This window comes from Bifidobacterium mellis (genome assembly GCF_000967265.1).
Lineage (GTDB): Bacteria > Actinomycetota > Actinomycetes > Actinomycetales > Bifidobacteriaceae > Bombiscardovia > Bombiscardovia mellis.
Map to the genome: position 1 here is coordinate 511,322 of NZ_KQ033885.1, position 15,096 is coordinate 526,417.

11 protein-coding genes and 1 tRNA gene are annotated in these 15,096 nt (G+C 64.2%); 9 read left to right on the plus strand and 3 right to left on the minus strand.

Annotation, left to right across the window (positions count from 1 at the left end; translation table 11 throughout):
- Positions 1 to 10: 10 nt before the first annotated feature.
- Positions 11 to 1,651 carry a phosphotransferase family protein gene (locus tag JF70_RS02375; protein WP_045935150.1) on the minus strand — a complete coding sequence of 547 codons (1,641 nt, stop codon included), beginning with the start codon at positions 1,649 to 1,651 and terminating at the stop codon, positions 11 to 13.
- A gap of 103 nt (positions 1,652 to 1,754) precedes the next feature.
- On the opposite strand from JF70_RS02375, the gene JF70_RS02380 reads away from it, so the two are divergent.
- Positions 1,755 to 3,245, plus strand: coding sequence for an ATP-dependent helicase (locus JF70_RS02380; RefSeq protein ID WP_045935151.1), 1,491 nt, complete (start codon positions 1,755 to 1,757; stop codon positions 3,243 to 3,245).
- Between the two features lie 48 nt (positions 3,246 to 3,293).
- Here the strand turns inward: JF70_RS02380 and JF70_RS02385 are convergent, their stop codons facing one another.
- Positions 3,294 to 4,916: a zinc-dependent metalloprotease gene (locus tag JF70_RS02385; protein ID WP_045935152.1), complete on the minus strand. Its 1,623-nt coding sequence runs from the start codon at positions 4,914 to 4,916 to the stop codon at positions 3,294 to 3,296.
- 94 nt (positions 4,917 to 5,010) lie between these two features.
- On the opposite strand from JF70_RS02385, the gene JF70_RS02390 reads away from it, so the two are divergent.
- Positions 5,011 to 5,877, plus strand: coding sequence for a S16 family serine protease (locus tag JF70_RS02390; RefSeq protein ID WP_156149567.1), 867 nt, complete (start codon positions 5,011 to 5,013; stop codon positions 5,875 to 5,877).
- Between the two features lie 51 nt (positions 5,878 to 5,928).
- Positions 5,929 to 6,345: a DUF3052 domain-containing protein gene (locus JF70_RS02395; protein WP_024627263.1), complete on the plus strand. Its 417-nt coding sequence runs from the start codon at positions 5,929 to 5,931 to the stop codon at positions 6,343 to 6,345.
- A gap of 149 nt (positions 6,346 to 6,494) precedes the next feature.
- Here the strand turns inward: JF70_RS02395 and JF70_RS02400 are convergent, their stop codons facing one another.
- Positions 6,495 to 8,039 carry an MDR family MFS transporter gene (locus JF70_RS02400; RefSeq protein WP_045935153.1) on the minus strand — a complete coding sequence of 515 codons (1,545 nt, stop codon included), beginning with the start codon at positions 8,037 to 8,039 and terminating at the stop codon, positions 6,495 to 6,497.
- A gap of 130 nt (positions 8,040 to 8,169) precedes the next feature.
- On the opposite strand from JF70_RS02400, the gene JF70_RS02405 reads away from it, so the two are divergent.
- The 6 genes from JF70_RS02405 to recO all read left to right on the plus strand — a co-directional run bounded on the left by JF70_RS02405 (position 8,170) and on the right by recO (position 15,093).
- Positions 8,170 to 8,243, plus strand: a tRNA-Val gene (locus tag JF70_RS02405).
- Between the two features lie 100 nt (positions 8,244 to 8,343).
- Positions 8,344 to 10,095 carry a DivIVA domain-containing protein gene (locus JF70_RS02410; protein WP_052690701.1) on the plus strand — a complete coding sequence of 584 codons (1,752 nt, stop codon included), beginning with the start codon at positions 8,344 to 8,346 and terminating at the stop codon, positions 10,093 to 10,095.
- Complete coding sequence (gene dxr / locus JF70_RS02415) at positions 10,092 to 11,375, plus strand: 1-deoxy-D-xylulose-5-phosphate reductoisomerase (RefSeq protein ID WP_231578814.1); 1,284 nt, start codon at positions 10,092 to 10,094, stop codon at positions 11,373 to 11,375. The genes JF70_RS02410 and dxr overlap by 4 nt, the downstream gene beginning before the upstream one ends.
- Positions 11,372 to 12,601, plus strand: coding sequence for a flavodoxin-dependent (E)-4-hydroxy-3-methylbut-2-enyl-diphosphate synthase (gene ispG, locus JF70_RS02420; protein WP_197069090.1), 1,230 nt, complete (start codon positions 11,372 to 11,374; stop codon positions 12,599 to 12,601). Before dxr ends, ispG begins: the two co-directional genes overlap by 4 nt.
- Positions 12,602 to 12,702: 101 nt before the next feature.
- The gene (locus tag JF70_RS02425; protein ID WP_045935154.1) at positions 12,703 to 14,355 is read left to right on the plus strand and encodes an alpha/beta hydrolase family protein; all 1,653 of its coding nucleotides are present in this window, start codon (positions 12,703 to 12,705) and stop codon (positions 14,353 to 14,355) included.
- Between the two features lie 15 nt (positions 14,356 to 14,370).
- Positions 14,371 to 15,093 (plus strand): DNA repair protein RecO, encoded by a 723-nt coding sequence (gene recO, locus JF70_RS02430; RefSeq protein ID WP_045935155.1) that lies wholly within the window; start codon positions 14,371 to 14,373, stop codon positions 15,091 to 15,093.
- Positions 15,094 to 15,096 lie beyond the last annotated feature (3 nt).

A 15,096-nucleotide genomic window follows, 5' to 3' on the forward strand; every position in this document is an offset into this window, starting at 1 on the left:
TGATTACGCTCTAAGCGTCTCCCTGATGTTCCTCTTGGGCAGAGCCGGTTTCCGACGGGGATGCCGATGCCTGCCCATCTGCTGTGAGCGTGGGGGTCTGCTCGGGCTGGGGTTTTCTGGGAAGGATGATGGTCTCTGCCTGATCGCTTGCCAGGGCTTGAGCTGGTGGGGCATCATGCGGCTGGGGAGCGGCTTCTCCCGGCACAGGGGTGTTCGAGGGCTGGTCGTCTCCGGACGGGTCTGCGGACGAGCCGCTTACCGCAGCCTTTGGATTCGTTTCGCCATCAGCATCCTCGTCACTGGTGGCTGGGTTGCCGATGCCGCGGAAGTGATCGCTCAGGCCTGATGCCTCCTCCTGGGCAAGGGGAGGAACAGTCGGTGGCTTGGATTGATCGTCGGTGCCAGTGTCTGTGCTCTGGGACTGCCTGATGGGCTTATTCCTGGCATCGGAGTGGTCCATGGCGGTCTGGGCCAGAGCCAGGTCAGCCATTTCCACCCTGCTGATGGCGATGGTGGCCGAGTTCTCATCCGAGGCATTCGTCGAGATGGGGTCCGGCTCTGGAGCCGGTTTCTCCTGTACTTTGGCTGCAGAGGGGGCTTCAGCCTTGTCGTCGCCCAGCAGGGTGCCGACAGTGATAGTGGAGGGCGCGCCGGCGGTTGAAGAACCGGGCGTCTTCTGCTGCCGACGGGCGCGTTGGCCCTGCTCGTGGTCGCCCAGCTGCTGGGCCAGACGCTCCACTTGTGCCTTGAATTGGATGATCCGCTCGTTGTCCGCATGATCCAGGGCGGTGATGAAGTCGCCCACCTGCTCCATCTGCAGCCAGAGATTGGCCCGGAGCATGATCAGGTCGTCCAGCCGGGCCCCCATCATCCTGCCGTAGGCTGCGATGACTGCGTTGCGGCGGGACCCGTCAAGCTTGGCGAAGATCCAGGCCAGGTCGCGGGCAGGATCGTTGATCTGCATGTCCTGCCAGCCGTAGACCCCGCTCAGGCCGGAGCCTGTATAGAGCAGATCACCGTCGGAGAAGCCCCCGTGCACGGTGCATGTTTCAAAGGACCAGAGCCCGTCGGTCGCCACGATGGAGGCCCAGGAATCGGTGATTTCCTTGGGCACGTGGCCGTCCATGCGCAATCGCTTGATCCATCCCCGCAGTTGGGCCGCGATTTGGGCGGTTGAGAAGGCCGGATAACCGTGGGTTTTCAGAAAATCGGGGCGCACCCGGTGAATGGCGCCGATGGCGGTGCCCGCGGCGGTGCATTCGTTCAGGGTCAGCAGATGGAGGGGACGGATTCGGCCTGGGCAGTGGGTCATGACGGCAACAGCGGTGGTGCCGGTCGGGCTGTCCGCCCTCTCGCCGGGCTGGTAGGCCAGGATGCGCTCGACCCGGAAGCCCATGGCCGCCATCTCCTTGGCATCGGTCAGGGCCTGAGCCGCCTTGACCCGAGCGCCCAGCCGACGTTTGCCGGCCTCCGAGCTGGTGGCCCAGACGTCGTAGACGTTGCCGGTCGCGTCCTGGACCACGGCGCAGTCCACGCCCTGTGCGCGGTCCAGGCTGCTGAGCTGGTCGCAGTCCCGCGCGCCGGTCATGGGCACCTCGGGCATGGCGGCCGACGCCAGGGCGGCCAGGGTCAGCTTCGTTCGTTCAGTCACATTCTCAAGGATAATACAAGGACCGTTGTGAATACGGTTGTCCACTTGACCACATGGGCACGCCGCCGCCGGTTCAGGTACCGGCCTTTGACACAATGGGGGTGTGCATGAGGATGAGGAACGATTGCTGGAGGGTCTGGACCCCGTCCAGCGGCAGGCGGCTACCGTGCTTGAGGGGCCTGTGCGAATCGTCGCTGGGGCCGGGGCTGGCAAGACCAGGACCATCACCAGGCGGATGGCCTATGCCTGCGCATGTGGCAGCTGGGAACCCTCCAGAACCTTGGCAGTGACCTTTTCGGTCCGTGCCGCGGCTGAGATGCGCGATCGACTGACCAAGCTTGGCGTGTCGGCCTCCCTGCAGGCGGCGACCTTTCACTCGGCGGCCCTGCACCAGCTCAGGCGGGTCTGGCCCCAGGTCAGCGAGACCTACCCTCCCGATCTGATCGAGGATGTGGGTCCCCTGGTGTCCTCCGCCTACCAGCGGGTCTGCGGGCAGGAGGCCGACCCGGGCCAGGTCAGGGACCTGACTGCGGAGATCAACTGGGCCAAGGTGGGTCTGATTGCCCCCCAGGACTACGTTCGGGTCTGCGCGGCCAGCCACCGTCTGCCGCCGGCCGGTCTGGAGGCTGATCGGATGGCCGACCTGTACACGGTCTTCGAGAGCTCCAAGGCCGCCCATAATCAGATGGACTTCAACGACATTCTTCTGCTGGTCTGTCACATATTGGAAGAAGGCGGCCAGGCTGCTGCTGATATCAGGGGCCGAATCGGTTGGCTGACCGTGGACGAGTACCAGGATGTCTCGCCCCTGCAGCACCGGTTGCTCAAGCTCTGGCTCAACGGCAGGCAGAACCTGTGCGTGGTGGGGGACCCGGCCCAGACCATCTATTCCTTTGCCGGGGCCACCTCCTACTACCTGCTGAATTTCCCCCAGGAATTCCCGGGCATCAAGGCCGACCTGGATTTGTCCACGGATTACCGGTCCACGGGAAGGGTGGTCCACTACGCCAACGGCATTTTGGCGCGCTCGCCGGTGCGGGATGACTATCTGAAGCTGACCTCGGCCCGTCAGGAGGGCAGCAGGGTCGCGATGACACGTTACGAGGACGATGCTGATGAGGCTGGGGCCGTGGCCTCCCGTATATCCTCCATGATCCGGAAGGGTGCACGACCCGGTCAATTTGCAATCCTGACGCGGATCAACGCCCAGCAGACCCTGATCTGCCGAGCCCTGCACGAGCGCGGAATCGGCTACCGGGTCCGCACCGAGTCGGGCTGGCAGAACCAGTCGGTCGATCTGAGCAAGCAGGAAGTGCTGGAGCAGCTGGAGGGCGGCACGGGCCAGGGGAGGGTCACGGTCTCTACCATTCACGCCGCCAAGGGGTTGGAGTTCGCCCATGTCTTCATCGTGGGCTGTGCCGAGGGGCTGATTCCCTTTGGCTCACCGCCGGAAGGGGATGCCTTGGAGGAGGAGCGCCGCCTCATGTACGTAGGGGTGACCCGTGCCGAGGACACCCTCCACCTTTCCTACGCGGAGCACAAGGATGGCAGCGCCTTCGTCCGACGCACCCCCAGCCGGTTCATTCACCGCTGAGCGCTAACGTCTGGGCCTTTGGAACACGGGGGGGGGGGTGGATGCGATTCAGGCTTGGTGGCTGTCCGAACCACCCTTGTCCGAGTCGTTCCGATCCGGGTGACCGTCATCGGGATCTTTGGAATCCTTGTCGGCGCTCTTCTGGCTGTCGGAAGGTTCTTGGTCTGGATGCTCCTGCTCATTTGAAGCGTCGGAGTCTGCAGGGGTGGTCGTTTCGGCGGGTGGCTCCTTCTCCTCGGCGTTCAGTAGTTTGTCCAGCTCGGCATCCCAGTCCACTGAGGTGGCGGGAGTGTCGGCCTCCTGCTCGGATTGCCCCTCTGCAGAGGTCGATGTTCCACCTTCGTCGGCTTCCTCTTTGACGGGCAGGGAGGGCAGCAGATCCGGATGGGACCAGTGGTCGTCACGGCCTTGGACGCCCTCTTCAGCGGTGATGCGCCCCCAAAGGTCGGCGGCCTCGCGCAACCGCTTGGGATGGAGATGCAGGCCCAGCAGGGATTCGAAGGTCTGCTCGGCCGGCCCGCCCACGGCACGCTCGCGTCGGGTCATCTCCCGCAGCTGCTCAAGGTGGGGTAGGTGGGCCATTCCGGCGTTCCAGACCACACAATCCACCCAGCCATCCACCAGGGCCAGCAGGTCGCCCAGGCTGCGCAGGGCCTCCTTCTGCTCAGGGGTGTCCTCGATGCCGACGTTGCTGAGGTTGATGGCGCCGGCGATGGATTCAGGATTGATTTGCTCAGCGTCGCGCAGCTGGTCCTCTACGGCGTCCAGGTCGATGGAGACTCCCCGGGCGTACTTGCCGATCAGGGCCTCGAAGCGCGGCATCAGCCAGGGGACGGCGGCGTAGAGCCGGGCGTGGGCGGCCTCCTTGAGGGCCATGTAGCTGGTGACCTCGTCCAGATCCAGCTCAAGGGATTTGGCGTAGGCCTTGATGTTCTGCGGTATGAGGGCTCCGGCCGGGTTCTTCAGCAGTGGTATGCCCTGGTCGAATCCTCCGCGGACCTCCTTGGCCAGTTCCCCGGCGGCCTGTCCAAGCTGCATGGCGAATGAGGTGTTCCCCAGCAGCCTCATCAGGGTGGTCGGATCCTTGAGGTTGTCGGGCAGGGGGATGGGCACAGGTCCGGCGAACATTCCCGAAATCTCGCCCTGATCGAAGCCCTGGAAGCGCTGGCTTATGACGGAGGTCAGGGCCTCGCTGACCGCTTGGGCCACCGGCGAGGCGAACTGGACCCAGGCGTCTATGCTGCCCTCGATCCATCCGGCACGGGTCAGGGCTTCGGTTTGGCCCGGGGCGGGGTCGAAGGCGCAGACGGTGTCCAGCCAGAGGTTGGCCTCGCTCATGACCCGGGCCACCCGGTCGCTGTCCTCGGCTGTGACCGTGGTATCGGACTGGTCGGCCCTGGTGCGCCCCAGAGCGATGTTCTTGGCCAGTGCAAGGTTGATGGGCCCCTGGTCGGCCTGGGCCTGCATATCGGCAGGGGTGTTCAGCCCCCCGGCCGTGAAGGCCTGGATCAGGGCCTGGACCTCGGCGGGTTTGGGCAGCTGATCGGCTCCCTGGGCCGCCATCTGGGAGCGGATGGACTCAGGCAGCTGTGAGAACTGACTCCAGGCCAGCTCGCCCTGCACCGGGCCGAAGCACTCGATGAGCCATTGGTGGATTGCATTCTCGTCCATTGCTTTGATTCCAGTCCTCGCCAAGGCAGGTCGTCCGCCATCAAGGTTGACGTCTGCCGGGATTATCGTCTTCATCAACCATAATATTGGAGCTATGACACTTCCGCACGGGAAATCGGATCACTGCGCCACAGGCGCACCCGAAAGGCAAATCGGGAAGCTTGGCGGACCCACCCGCAAAATGCTGGTCGGCGGTCTTCTGGTCATTCTGGCCATCTTGGTTCTTTTCCTCCCCTCGCCTTATACCATCGAGACGCCCGGACCCACCCAGGACGTGCTGGGAAGTTCAAAAGGCTCACCGGTCATCAGGGTCAGGGGCGGTCAGGTCCACCATGACAAGGGCCGCCTGCTGATGACCACGGTCAACGCCCGTGGAATCCCCGGCTACCCGGCATCCAACCTGGATGCGCTGGTGGGCTGGGCCGACCCCCACGCCACGGTGCTTCCCCAGGAGGCCGTGGTCCCTCCCGGACAGAGCGTCGAGGAATACAAGCGCCAGGAGCAGGGCGATATGCACGGCTCCCAGAAGGCCGCATCGGCCCAGGCCCTGGCCTTCCTCAAGGCTCGGGGATATGACGTATCAGGCCTGCGGTTCAGCATGAGGGTGGCCGACATAGGCGGTCCTTCGGCCGGGCTCATGTACACGCTGGGGGCCATCGACAAGATCACCCCGGAGCAGGAGACCGGCGGTCTGACCATCGCCGGCACCGGCACCATGGACCAGAAGGGACGTGTCGGTGCCATTGGCGGTATCCAGCTGAAGATGCTGGGGGCCAAGCGGGACGGCGCCACCTGGTTCCTGGCGCCTGCGGCCAACTGTTCACAGGTGGCAGGCCATGTTCCACGGGGCCTGCGCGACGTACGGGTGTCCACCTTGGACGAGGCCTATAAGGCCCTGGTGGCCATCGGCCATGGTCAGGGGGAGGGGCTGCCCCGCTGCACGGCCGCCAAGGCCAAATAAGACAATGCCGGTCCAATTGGTGAATTCCGGCAGTCTTGTTATGCTGAAAACGTGGCTGAGACTACAACCTATACAGCGGAAGAGTTCGGTTTTCATCCCGGCGATATCGTCCAGGAATGGATGTGGGACGACGATGTCGACGACGGGATCCGGACCAGGATTGAGGATCTGACCGGCGAAGAGCTGGTGGACGAGGACTATGACGCAGCCGTGGATGGGGTCATCATCTGGTGGCGGGACGGCGATGCCGAGGACGATCTAGCGGACACCATCATGGATGCCTCAGCCATGGTCAACAAGGGCGCGCCTTTCTGGGTACTGACCCCCAAACCAGGCAGGCCCGGGGCTTCGGCGCCAGGGGTCGTCTCCAATGCGGCCAAGACCGCGGGCATGAACGCCCTGATGCCCACCACCGTCAGCAAGGATTGGAACGCCACCCAGCTGCGGGCTTTCGGCAAGGGCAAGTAGGGACCTTAGGCTCTGCCAGCGATTACGGTAGCCGGGGATATTCCATAAGCGCCGATGAACGAGGTGGTGGGCATCGGAATCAACTGATGCCCACCACCTTCTTGTCATTCAAAGGGAATTCCCGAAGGAATCCGTCTGGCCAGAGGCCTTTACTGCCCGCCCTTGTCAGCAGCGGCGGGAGCCACCGTCGTGGCCTTGTTCTGATATTCGGCAAGCAGGGTGCGCGAGCGGATGTCGCAGAGGTTGGCCACCAGGGCCATGAGCAGGATGACCAGGCCCACCAGGAAGATCCAATGCAAGCCGTCGAAGACGATGGTGCGTGCCGGGCCAAGCAGTCGGGAGGGGATGCTCCCTGCCGTGGCCGGGTTGATCATGCTGTTCATCATGTCCTCGGTCAGTCCCTTATACTGAGGCACCTCGCGGGCGATGACCGTGTTCATGACGATGCCGAATATGGAGACCATCAGGGTCTGACCCAGGGAACGGGCCAGGGTGTTGAAGCTGGTCGAGGCGCCCACGTCGCCTGCCGGCACCACGCTCTGGGCGGTGATGGTCGAGGTGGTGATGGTCAGGCCGAATCCGAAGCCGACCACGGCCGAGATGACCAGGAAGACCCAGTAGGCGGTGGCCTGGGGGACGGCTATGTAGCAGATGCAGGCCGTCAGGATGAAGGCCAGGCCGATGTTGGTGGCCCGGTGCGGCGGGTGGTGCATGGTCAGCGGTCCGGCCAGGTAGGCGCCCAGGAGCCAGAGAATGGAGGAGGGGGTGACCACAAAGCCGCCCAGGGAGGGGTTCATTCCCAGCACAGACTGCATCCAGATGGGCATGTAGGTGTCGAAGCCCATGAGGAATCCGGCCACCAGGAGCATGCAGATGTTCTGGATGACGAAGGTCCTGATGCGGAAGAGCCGCAGGGGCAGGATGGGATCCTCCTGGCGGCCCTCCACATGAAGAAGCAGGACAAAGGTGACCACGGTGGCCGCAGCCAGGATCAGGGTGATTCGCACATCGCCTGCCGATCCCAGGCTCTGCAGGCAGAGCATCAGGCAGATCAGGCAGATGCTGAGCAGCCCGATGCCCATGTAGTCGACGCGGGTTTCACGCGCCTTGATATGCTCGCTCAGGAAGATCTGGATCATGATGATGACCAGCAGGCCGATGGGCACGTTGATGGCGAAGACCCAGTGCCAGCTTATCTGCTGGACGATGAAGCCTCCCAGCAGGGGGGCGATGATGGAGGCGATGCCCCAGGCCGAGCCGTTCAGGCCGATCATGCCAGCCCGCTTGTCCAGGGGGTAGATGTCGGCCAGGACCGTGTATGTCAGCGGCTGGATGGCACCGGCCCCCAGACCCTGCAGAAAACGGGCGCCGATCAGTTGGGGCATGGACTGGGAGAGGGCGCACAGGGTGGACCCGATCACGAAGACCAGCAGACCGATGGTCAGCAGCGGCTTGCGGCCGAAGCGGTCCGAAAGCTTGCCGTAGATAGGCGTGGTGACAGCCGTCATGAGCAGATAGATGGAGTAGACCCAGTTCATGATGGACAGCCCATGCAGGTCCCCGATGATGGTGGGCATGGCGGTGGAGACGATGGTCCCCTCGATGGCCGTCATGAAGGTGGCGATGAAGACCGCCACCGTCACCAGGGTGCGGTTGGTCTTCCTGCCACTGCCTGTATCGACTGTCTGTGACAATCCGAACCCCCTCTTCTATGGTGAATATGGTGTGTTTCTCTTCTTTTGCGGACAAGGCCCGCGAATTCCTAGTGGATTATAGCCGCACCGTGCGGCCTTGTCACCGTGTATTCTGCTAAGGTAGTGTGCTGGTCCCGTGGCTCAGTTGGTTAGAGCGCCACCTTTACACGGTGGATGTCCCCGGTTCGAGTCCGGGCGGGACCACAGGGGTTTTCAGGGGGCATGCCCGGAATCGCGTCTTAGCGCTCACGTAGAATCGATGCACGACGATCGTTGGCAAGAAAGGTCAGGAGGTCGATGCCTGATGTCAGCTAAGCCTGATGCCCGTGGAACCGAGGCGACCATCGCGCGCTCGGGCAAGCGCAAGTGGGGATATGACACCAAGCAGGTGGACGCCTTCCTGGAGCGGGCTCACTCGCTCTATGAGAGCCAGGACCCCGATCTGACCCAGGAGGAGATAGCCAACGCCTCCTTTGATCTGTGCAAGAACGGCTATATCATCACTCAGGTGGATGCCGCCCTCTCGCGGCTGGAGAGGGTGATTTCCGACAGACAGACCAGCCTGGAGATAGCCCGGGTGGGCGTGGATGGTTGGACGACCAGAATGGTCAGTCTGCAATCGGAGCTGACCACCCATGCCGGCAGGCCCTCGGGCAGCGTCTTCAAGCGTGGGGATCCCGGCATGCCCTCATACGACTGCAAACAGGTGGAGCGGCTGATCGAGCAGGTCCTCAACAAGACTTCTGACCAGCTCAACCTGCAGGAGGGGCGGAAGACGGATTCGGGCAAGTCGAGGAACACCGACATCACGGCTGACCGCGTCTCCAATGTCATCTTCACCCAGCGTCGGGGGCCCAAGGGTTATGACGAGCGCCAGGTGGACTTCTTCCTGGCCAAGGCCGTCGAGCTTCTGGAGCAGCTGGAGTCCTTTGCCAGGGTCAGCGAAAGGGCTAAGAGGGACAGAGCCAATGCAACGGCGCCCGCTGCTGTTCCCGTGCAGTCGCAGCTGCCGGTTCAGGACCCTTCAGCTTCGGGCGTTCAGCCACTGATCGGACAGAGCCAAGCACCCGCCTGGAGCATCCCCAATGCTTCCGCTGCCGCAGGAGATCAGGGCAGTCAGGACGATTTCGCCCAACTGCACCAGGCAGAGCGGGCCATCTTCGAGGCTCCGACAGCCAGCCCGCAGACGGCATCTACGGCGCCGACGGCGCAACCCAACAGTTCCCTGAGTGCTCTGGCTTCGGCGGTCAACCAGCGGCTGGCCCAGGAAGCCGCTGGTACGGCCCCGGCAGCATCGGCGGCAGCTGCTCCTGCCTCCTCAGCAGGCGTCAGCGGCGGAGCCCCAGCCCCCGTTGCTTCAGCCAATCCCACCCCTGCCAATCCCTTTGTCTCCGGTCAACAGGAATCGGTCATGCCCGCCTCCGTGCCGCCTGCGACCGCCCAGCCGGCCCCTGCGCCAACCAGCCACAATCCTGTGGCTCCCACTGCAGCGTCCGCGGCACCCGCGTCGGCTGCTCAATCCGTGCCTTTCAACCCGGTGGCGCCTTCTTCGCCCTCCCCCGCACCACAGACTCCTGAGCCTGCTGTATTCCAGCCGACCCCTTCGGCACCCGTAGCCTCCACCCCGCCTACTTCGGCAGGGGATGCCTTCTTCACCTCCACAACAGGGCCGGAATCGCCAGTGCCTCCCTCGACGACAGGGGCTGATGCTGACGGCTCGTCTACACCCGGGTCCACCTCAATCATCTCCTCGCCTTTCGTCGATGGTCCTCTGGGCGCAGGCGGACCCTTGGGCAGCTATGAGGAACCAGCGCCAGCGGCGCCTGAGGCCCAGGAGCGTCCCTGGGCTGAGACAGCCGGAAGCAGCACGGATACGCCCGACTGGGCCAAGCCCCGGTATTCGCAAAACACACAGGGGAACAAGCAGGACCAGGACCCGGATTCCTATCTGGCCTCCCTGCTCAACCAGGATCTGCCCAAGATGGATCTGGACATCCCCGATATTTCTTTCCCGGCCTTCGGCGACGAGGGGGAGCAGGATAAAGGCGGTCGATGAGTCATCTGACAGCAGTGAATACAGGCAGTGAAGGCAGGCAGGACGGTTTGTCAGTCGCACGAGAACGTACCTTGGTGGATTGGTCGCCCAGGGTCGATGCCGACCAGTCTCGCAGTCTGGTCATCCTGGGATCCACAGGGTCCATCGGCACTCAGGCCCTGGATCTGATCAGTCGCCATAGGGATCGGTTCCAGGTGACCGGGTTGGCCGCAGGCGGCGCGCATGTCGAGCTCCTGGCCCGCCAGGCCCGCGATTTTGGCGTGACCCGTCTGGCTCTGGCCGACAAGGCCCAGGTTCCGGCCCTGCAGCAGGCTCTCAATGCCTTGGGATTGACCGGTATCCATGTAGAGGCAGGCATGGAGGCGGTCCAGGCTCTGGCCGGTTCCGGCAGCGATCTGGTCCTCAACGGCATCACCGGATCAGTCGGTCTGCGTCCGTCCATCGCGGCTCTGCAGGCCGGATCCCAGCTGGCTCTGGCCAACAAGGAATCGGTGGTGGCCGGCGGCCATCTGCTCTTTGACGCCGAGATAAGGCCGGGCCAGATCAACCCGGTCGACTCCGAGCATTCGGCCATCTGGCAGTCCCTGCGTTCGGGGCAGCATGGGGAGGTGGCCCGTCTGGTGGTCACCGCCTCGGGAGGTCCCTTCCGGGGCTGGAGCCGCCAAGACATGCGCGAGGTCACCCCTGAGCAGGCCCTGAACCATCCCACCTGGTCCATGGGTCCGGTGGTCACCATCAACTCCTCCACCATGGTCAACAAGGGTCTGGAGGTCATCGAGGCCAGCAGGCTCTTCAGGATAGAGCCCGAACGAATCACCGTGGTGGTCCACCCCCAGTCCGTGGTCCACTCCATGGTCCAGTTCCAGGATGGGGCCACCATAAGCCAGGCTTCGCCTCCTGACATGCGTCTGCCCATCGCCCTGGGCCTGTCGGCACCCGCCCGTCTTGACAATGTGGCTGTGGCCTGCGACTGGTCCAAGGCCAGCACCTGGACTTTCGAGCCCCTGGACGACGAGGCCTTCCCGGCGGTCAACCTGGCCAGGCGGGCTCTGGGCAGCTGCGAGCCCATGACTGCGGTCTTCAATGCCGCCAACGAGCAGGCGGTCAGGGCCTTCCTGGATCACCGGCTGCCCTACCTAAGCATCGTCGAAACCATCCGTTCGGTCATGGATGCCATGGAAACGCATCTTCCGGGAACATTCACATCCGTGGAGGTAATGGAGCAAGTCGAGCATGAGGCACGCCAAAGGGCTGATGCTTTGATAGACATGACAGCGTGAGTAGCATTCCCAGGACCGAACAGTCAACATCCTCCCAGGGGTTCCGCAAGACAGGCGAGCAGGCCATCAGCCAGACTCCGCTGCATCCTCGTCGCCGCTCCCGTCGGATCATGGTGGGGTCTGTGCCGGTCGGCGGGGGAGCCCCTATTTCGGTGCAGTCCATGACCAATACGGTCACCGCTGACATCAACGCCACCCTGCAGCAGATCGCCGAGCTGGCCGCCGCCGGCTGCGATATCGTGCGGGTGGCTGTACCCAGCCAGGACGATGCCGACGCGCTTCCCATCATTGCGAAGAAGTCGCCCATCCCGGTCATCGCCGACATCCACTTCCAGAGCAAGTACGTCTTCCAGGCCATCGATGCCGGCTGTGCAGCCGTCAGGGTCAACCCGGGCAACATCCGCAAGTTCGACCAGGTGGGCCCCGAGATCTGCAAGGCGGCCACCGACGCGGGCATCTCCCTGCGCATCGGCGTCAACGCCGGCAGCCTGGACAAGGACATCTACGCCCGCTACGGCGGCCCCACCCCCGAGGCCCTGGTCGCCTCGGCCCTGAAAGAGGCCCATATGTTCGAGGACGTGGGCTTTCACGACTTCAAGATCTCCGTCAAGCACCACGATCCCGTCACCACGGTCCAGACCTATAGGCTCCTGGCCTCCAAGGGCGACTGGCCCCTGCACCTGGGCGTGACCGAGGCCGGGCCCTCCTGGCAGGGGACCATCAAGTCCTGCCTGGCCTTCGGCGCGCTCCTGGCCGAAGGCATCGGCGACACCATCAGGGTCTCCCTGTCCGCGCCGCCTGTGGAAGAGGTCAAGGTGGGCTGCAAGATTCTGGAATATCTGGGGTTGCGCCAGCGCCACTTCGACATCATCTCCTGCCCCTCCTGCGGCAGGGCCCAGGTGGACGTGATCGAGCTGGCCAAGGAGGTCACCGAGGGGCTCAAGGACATCACCGCACCCATCCGGGTGGCTGTCATGGGCTGCATCGTCAACGGACCAGGCGAGGCCAGGGAGGCCGACCTGGGGGTGGCTTCGGGCAACGGCAAGGGCCAGATCATCATCAAGGGCAAGGTGGTGCAGACCGTGCCTGAGGACCAGATTGTCCCCACCCTGCTGGAACGGGCCAAGGAAATCGCCGCCCAGATGGATGCCAAGGCTGCGGCCGAGGGTGAAACCCTACCGGAGGCAGGACCCATGGTGGTCCCGGTCACCGGCCGTGCCAGCTGAGGGCGTAAGCGCCATCCCCGCCACCGGCTACAATGACCGACGTGTCCCAAGAGGTTGAGCGTTCCCTCCCTGCAAGCGGGTGGAGCAGGGTCAGGCGGCTGATGACCAGCCTGCCCGTCTTCATCATCCTTATGGGTCTGCTGGCCTCTGTCTCCCACTTGACCGCCGTTCCCTGGAAATACGAACCGGTGGATCAGAATTTTCCCACCCTGACTCCGGACACCGCGGTCACCTTCGACTGGCCTGCCGGGGTTGACAGGGATACCGTGGGGCAGTACCAGGTCGAATCCCGTCACCAGGAACTGAGCGTGGAAAGGCCCGCCACTGGGGAGCACCAGCGTATCCGGATTCTGATCCGCACCCCCAAGGGGGCTTCAGGGAATCGGCCGGCAGTGGTCTTCATGCATGGCGCCGGATATGGCACCTGCGACAACTCCTTCGGGGACGTGGCCCGGACCCTGGCCTCTGCCGGTTTCGTCACCGCCGTGCTGGACAAGCCGGTCTGGTCCACCACGGATGCCGACCGGGACTATCCTGCTTCGGCCAAGGCCTACGAGCGGGTTGCCAACCTGCTGCGCGACCGGGATGATGTGGATGCATCCAAGGTAGGCATCTATGCCACCAGCGAGAGCACCTGGATCGCCGCCATGCTGCTGACCATGGACCACCGGATCGCCTTCCAGATCCTGCTGAGCCCCATGGTCTATTCCCCGCGGCACGCCATGGGCTTCTTCGTGGCTCAGGACTTCGCCATCGCCGGGGCCAACCAGGGCTACCAGTCGGTGGTCCGTCGGCTCTTCAGCACCGATGCCTCCCTCTTGGGTCTGAACAATCTGGACATCGATCCCACCGACCGCTACACCTATGCCATTCCCACCCTGTTGGCCTACGGGGCCAAGGATGTGATGACCGCCCAGGTGGAGGGGGTGCAGCGCGTGCTGTCCCAGGCCCACGCCTCCGGCAACGAGAACGTCACGGTGCGTTCCTACCCGGTCTCCAACCATGTGCTGCGGCTGGGGGATGAGGCCCGGAGCGGTACGCCCCTGGCCGACCACTACCAGCAGGACATGATCGACTGGGCGGTGGGTCAGGTCCACGGCCTGCATCAGACCAGCCCCAGCGTGGGCGGGGCCACCATCCACCAGTCCATAGCCGTGCCCACTGATCTGCGGGGGCGGCGCTCGCTGACCATCTATATGCTGGTCCTGCACCTGCTGACCCTGGTGCTTTTGCTGGCGGCCCTGGTCATGGCCCTGGTGGCCGGTCTGATGAAATTGTTCCGCCTGCGACGACGCAAGGACCCGGTCCTGGGCTTCAGCCATGGCTTCGGCGGCACCCTGGTCACCATCACCGGCACCACCCTGGCTACCCTGGTCCTTTTCGGAGCCGGTCTGGGTCAGGTCATCATGGCTGTGGTACGCCTGGGCTGGGGCGGCGTGCCCGACCAGGCTGGGGTCAGCTACTGGAGCTGGCCGGTCATCCAGGTGGTCTGCGCCCTGGTCATCTGGGCCTGGTCGCGCACCTTTGCCCGCATGGTCGAAGTCGCCTCCCTGAGGGGATTGGACCGGCTGCCCGACCAGGTGCGCACAAGCAAGGCCGGCGGCCCCAGTCTGCGCCAGCAGATGCGGAGCATGGATCCCAGGCCTGTGCTGGCCTCCACCCGTTTTGGCGTTGCCCTCTTCGTCGTCACCACCCTGGCCATGTTCGGGGTCCTGCTGATCTTCGCCTTCTGGGGCCTGTTCATCTACCAATGAAAGGACGGGACCGTCGTGGCCATCTATCGTGACGAGGGCCTGGTCCTCAGAACGGTCAAACTGGGCGAGGCCGACCGGATCGTCACCATTCTGACCAGGGGGCACGGCAAGGTCAGGGCCGTGGCCAAGGGGGTACGACGGACCAAGTCCCGCTTCGGCGCACGGCTGGAGCCATTCATGCGTGACGATCTGCTCATCTCCCGCGGCCGCAACCTGGACATCGTCTCCCAGGCCGTCTGCATAGCCGCCTATGCGGATGCCATATGCGCCGACTATGACCTCTACGCCAACGGGGGCGTCATGCTTGAGACAGCCGACAAGCTGGTGGTGGGCGAGCATGAGCCGGCCCCGGAGCAATACCGTCTGCTGGTCTCCGCCCTGGCCAGCCTGGCAGGTCACCGGCATGGACCCCGTGACATCGGCGCCTCCTACCTGCTGCGGTCTCTGGCGCTGGCGGGCTGGCGGCCCCGGCTGGATTCCTGCATCGTCTGCGGCCGGACCGACCAGCTGACCCACTTTTCGGTGCCCGGCGGCGGTGTGGTCTGCAGCCGGGATAGGCCCACCGACGCTGTGGCGGTGGATCCCGCCACACTGGCACGCTTTCGGGCGCTGAGCAGCGGGGACTGGTCCAAGTTGGACGGCAAAGACTCAACACCCCTCTGCGATGGTCTTGTCGAGAAATGGGGCGAATATTACCTGGAGCGGCCCATCAGGTCCCTTAGGCTATTAGATTCTTGAAGC

Excerpts from the sequence above, each read along its gene's own strand:
- JF70_RS02385 (WP_045935152.1), bottom strand. The coding sequence starts at position 4,916 with ATGGACGAGAATGCAATCCACCAATGGCTCATCGAGTGCTTCGGCCCG.
- JF70_RS02390 (WP_156149567.1), top strand. The coding sequence starts at position 5,011 with ATGACACTTCCGCACGGGAAATCGGATCACTGCGCCACAGGCGCACCC.
- JF70_RS02410 (WP_052690701.1), top strand. The coding sequence starts at position 8,344 with ATGTCAGCTAAGCCTGATGCCCGTGGAACCGAGGCGACCATCGCGCGC.
- dxr (WP_231578814.1), top strand. The coding sequence starts at position 10,092 with ATGAGTCATCTGACAGCAGTGAATACAGGCAGTGAAGGCAGGCAGGAC.
- JF70_RS02425 (WP_045935154.1), top strand. The coding sequence starts at position 12,703 with ATGACCAGCCTGCCCGTCTTCATCATCCTTATGGGTCTGCTGGCCTCT.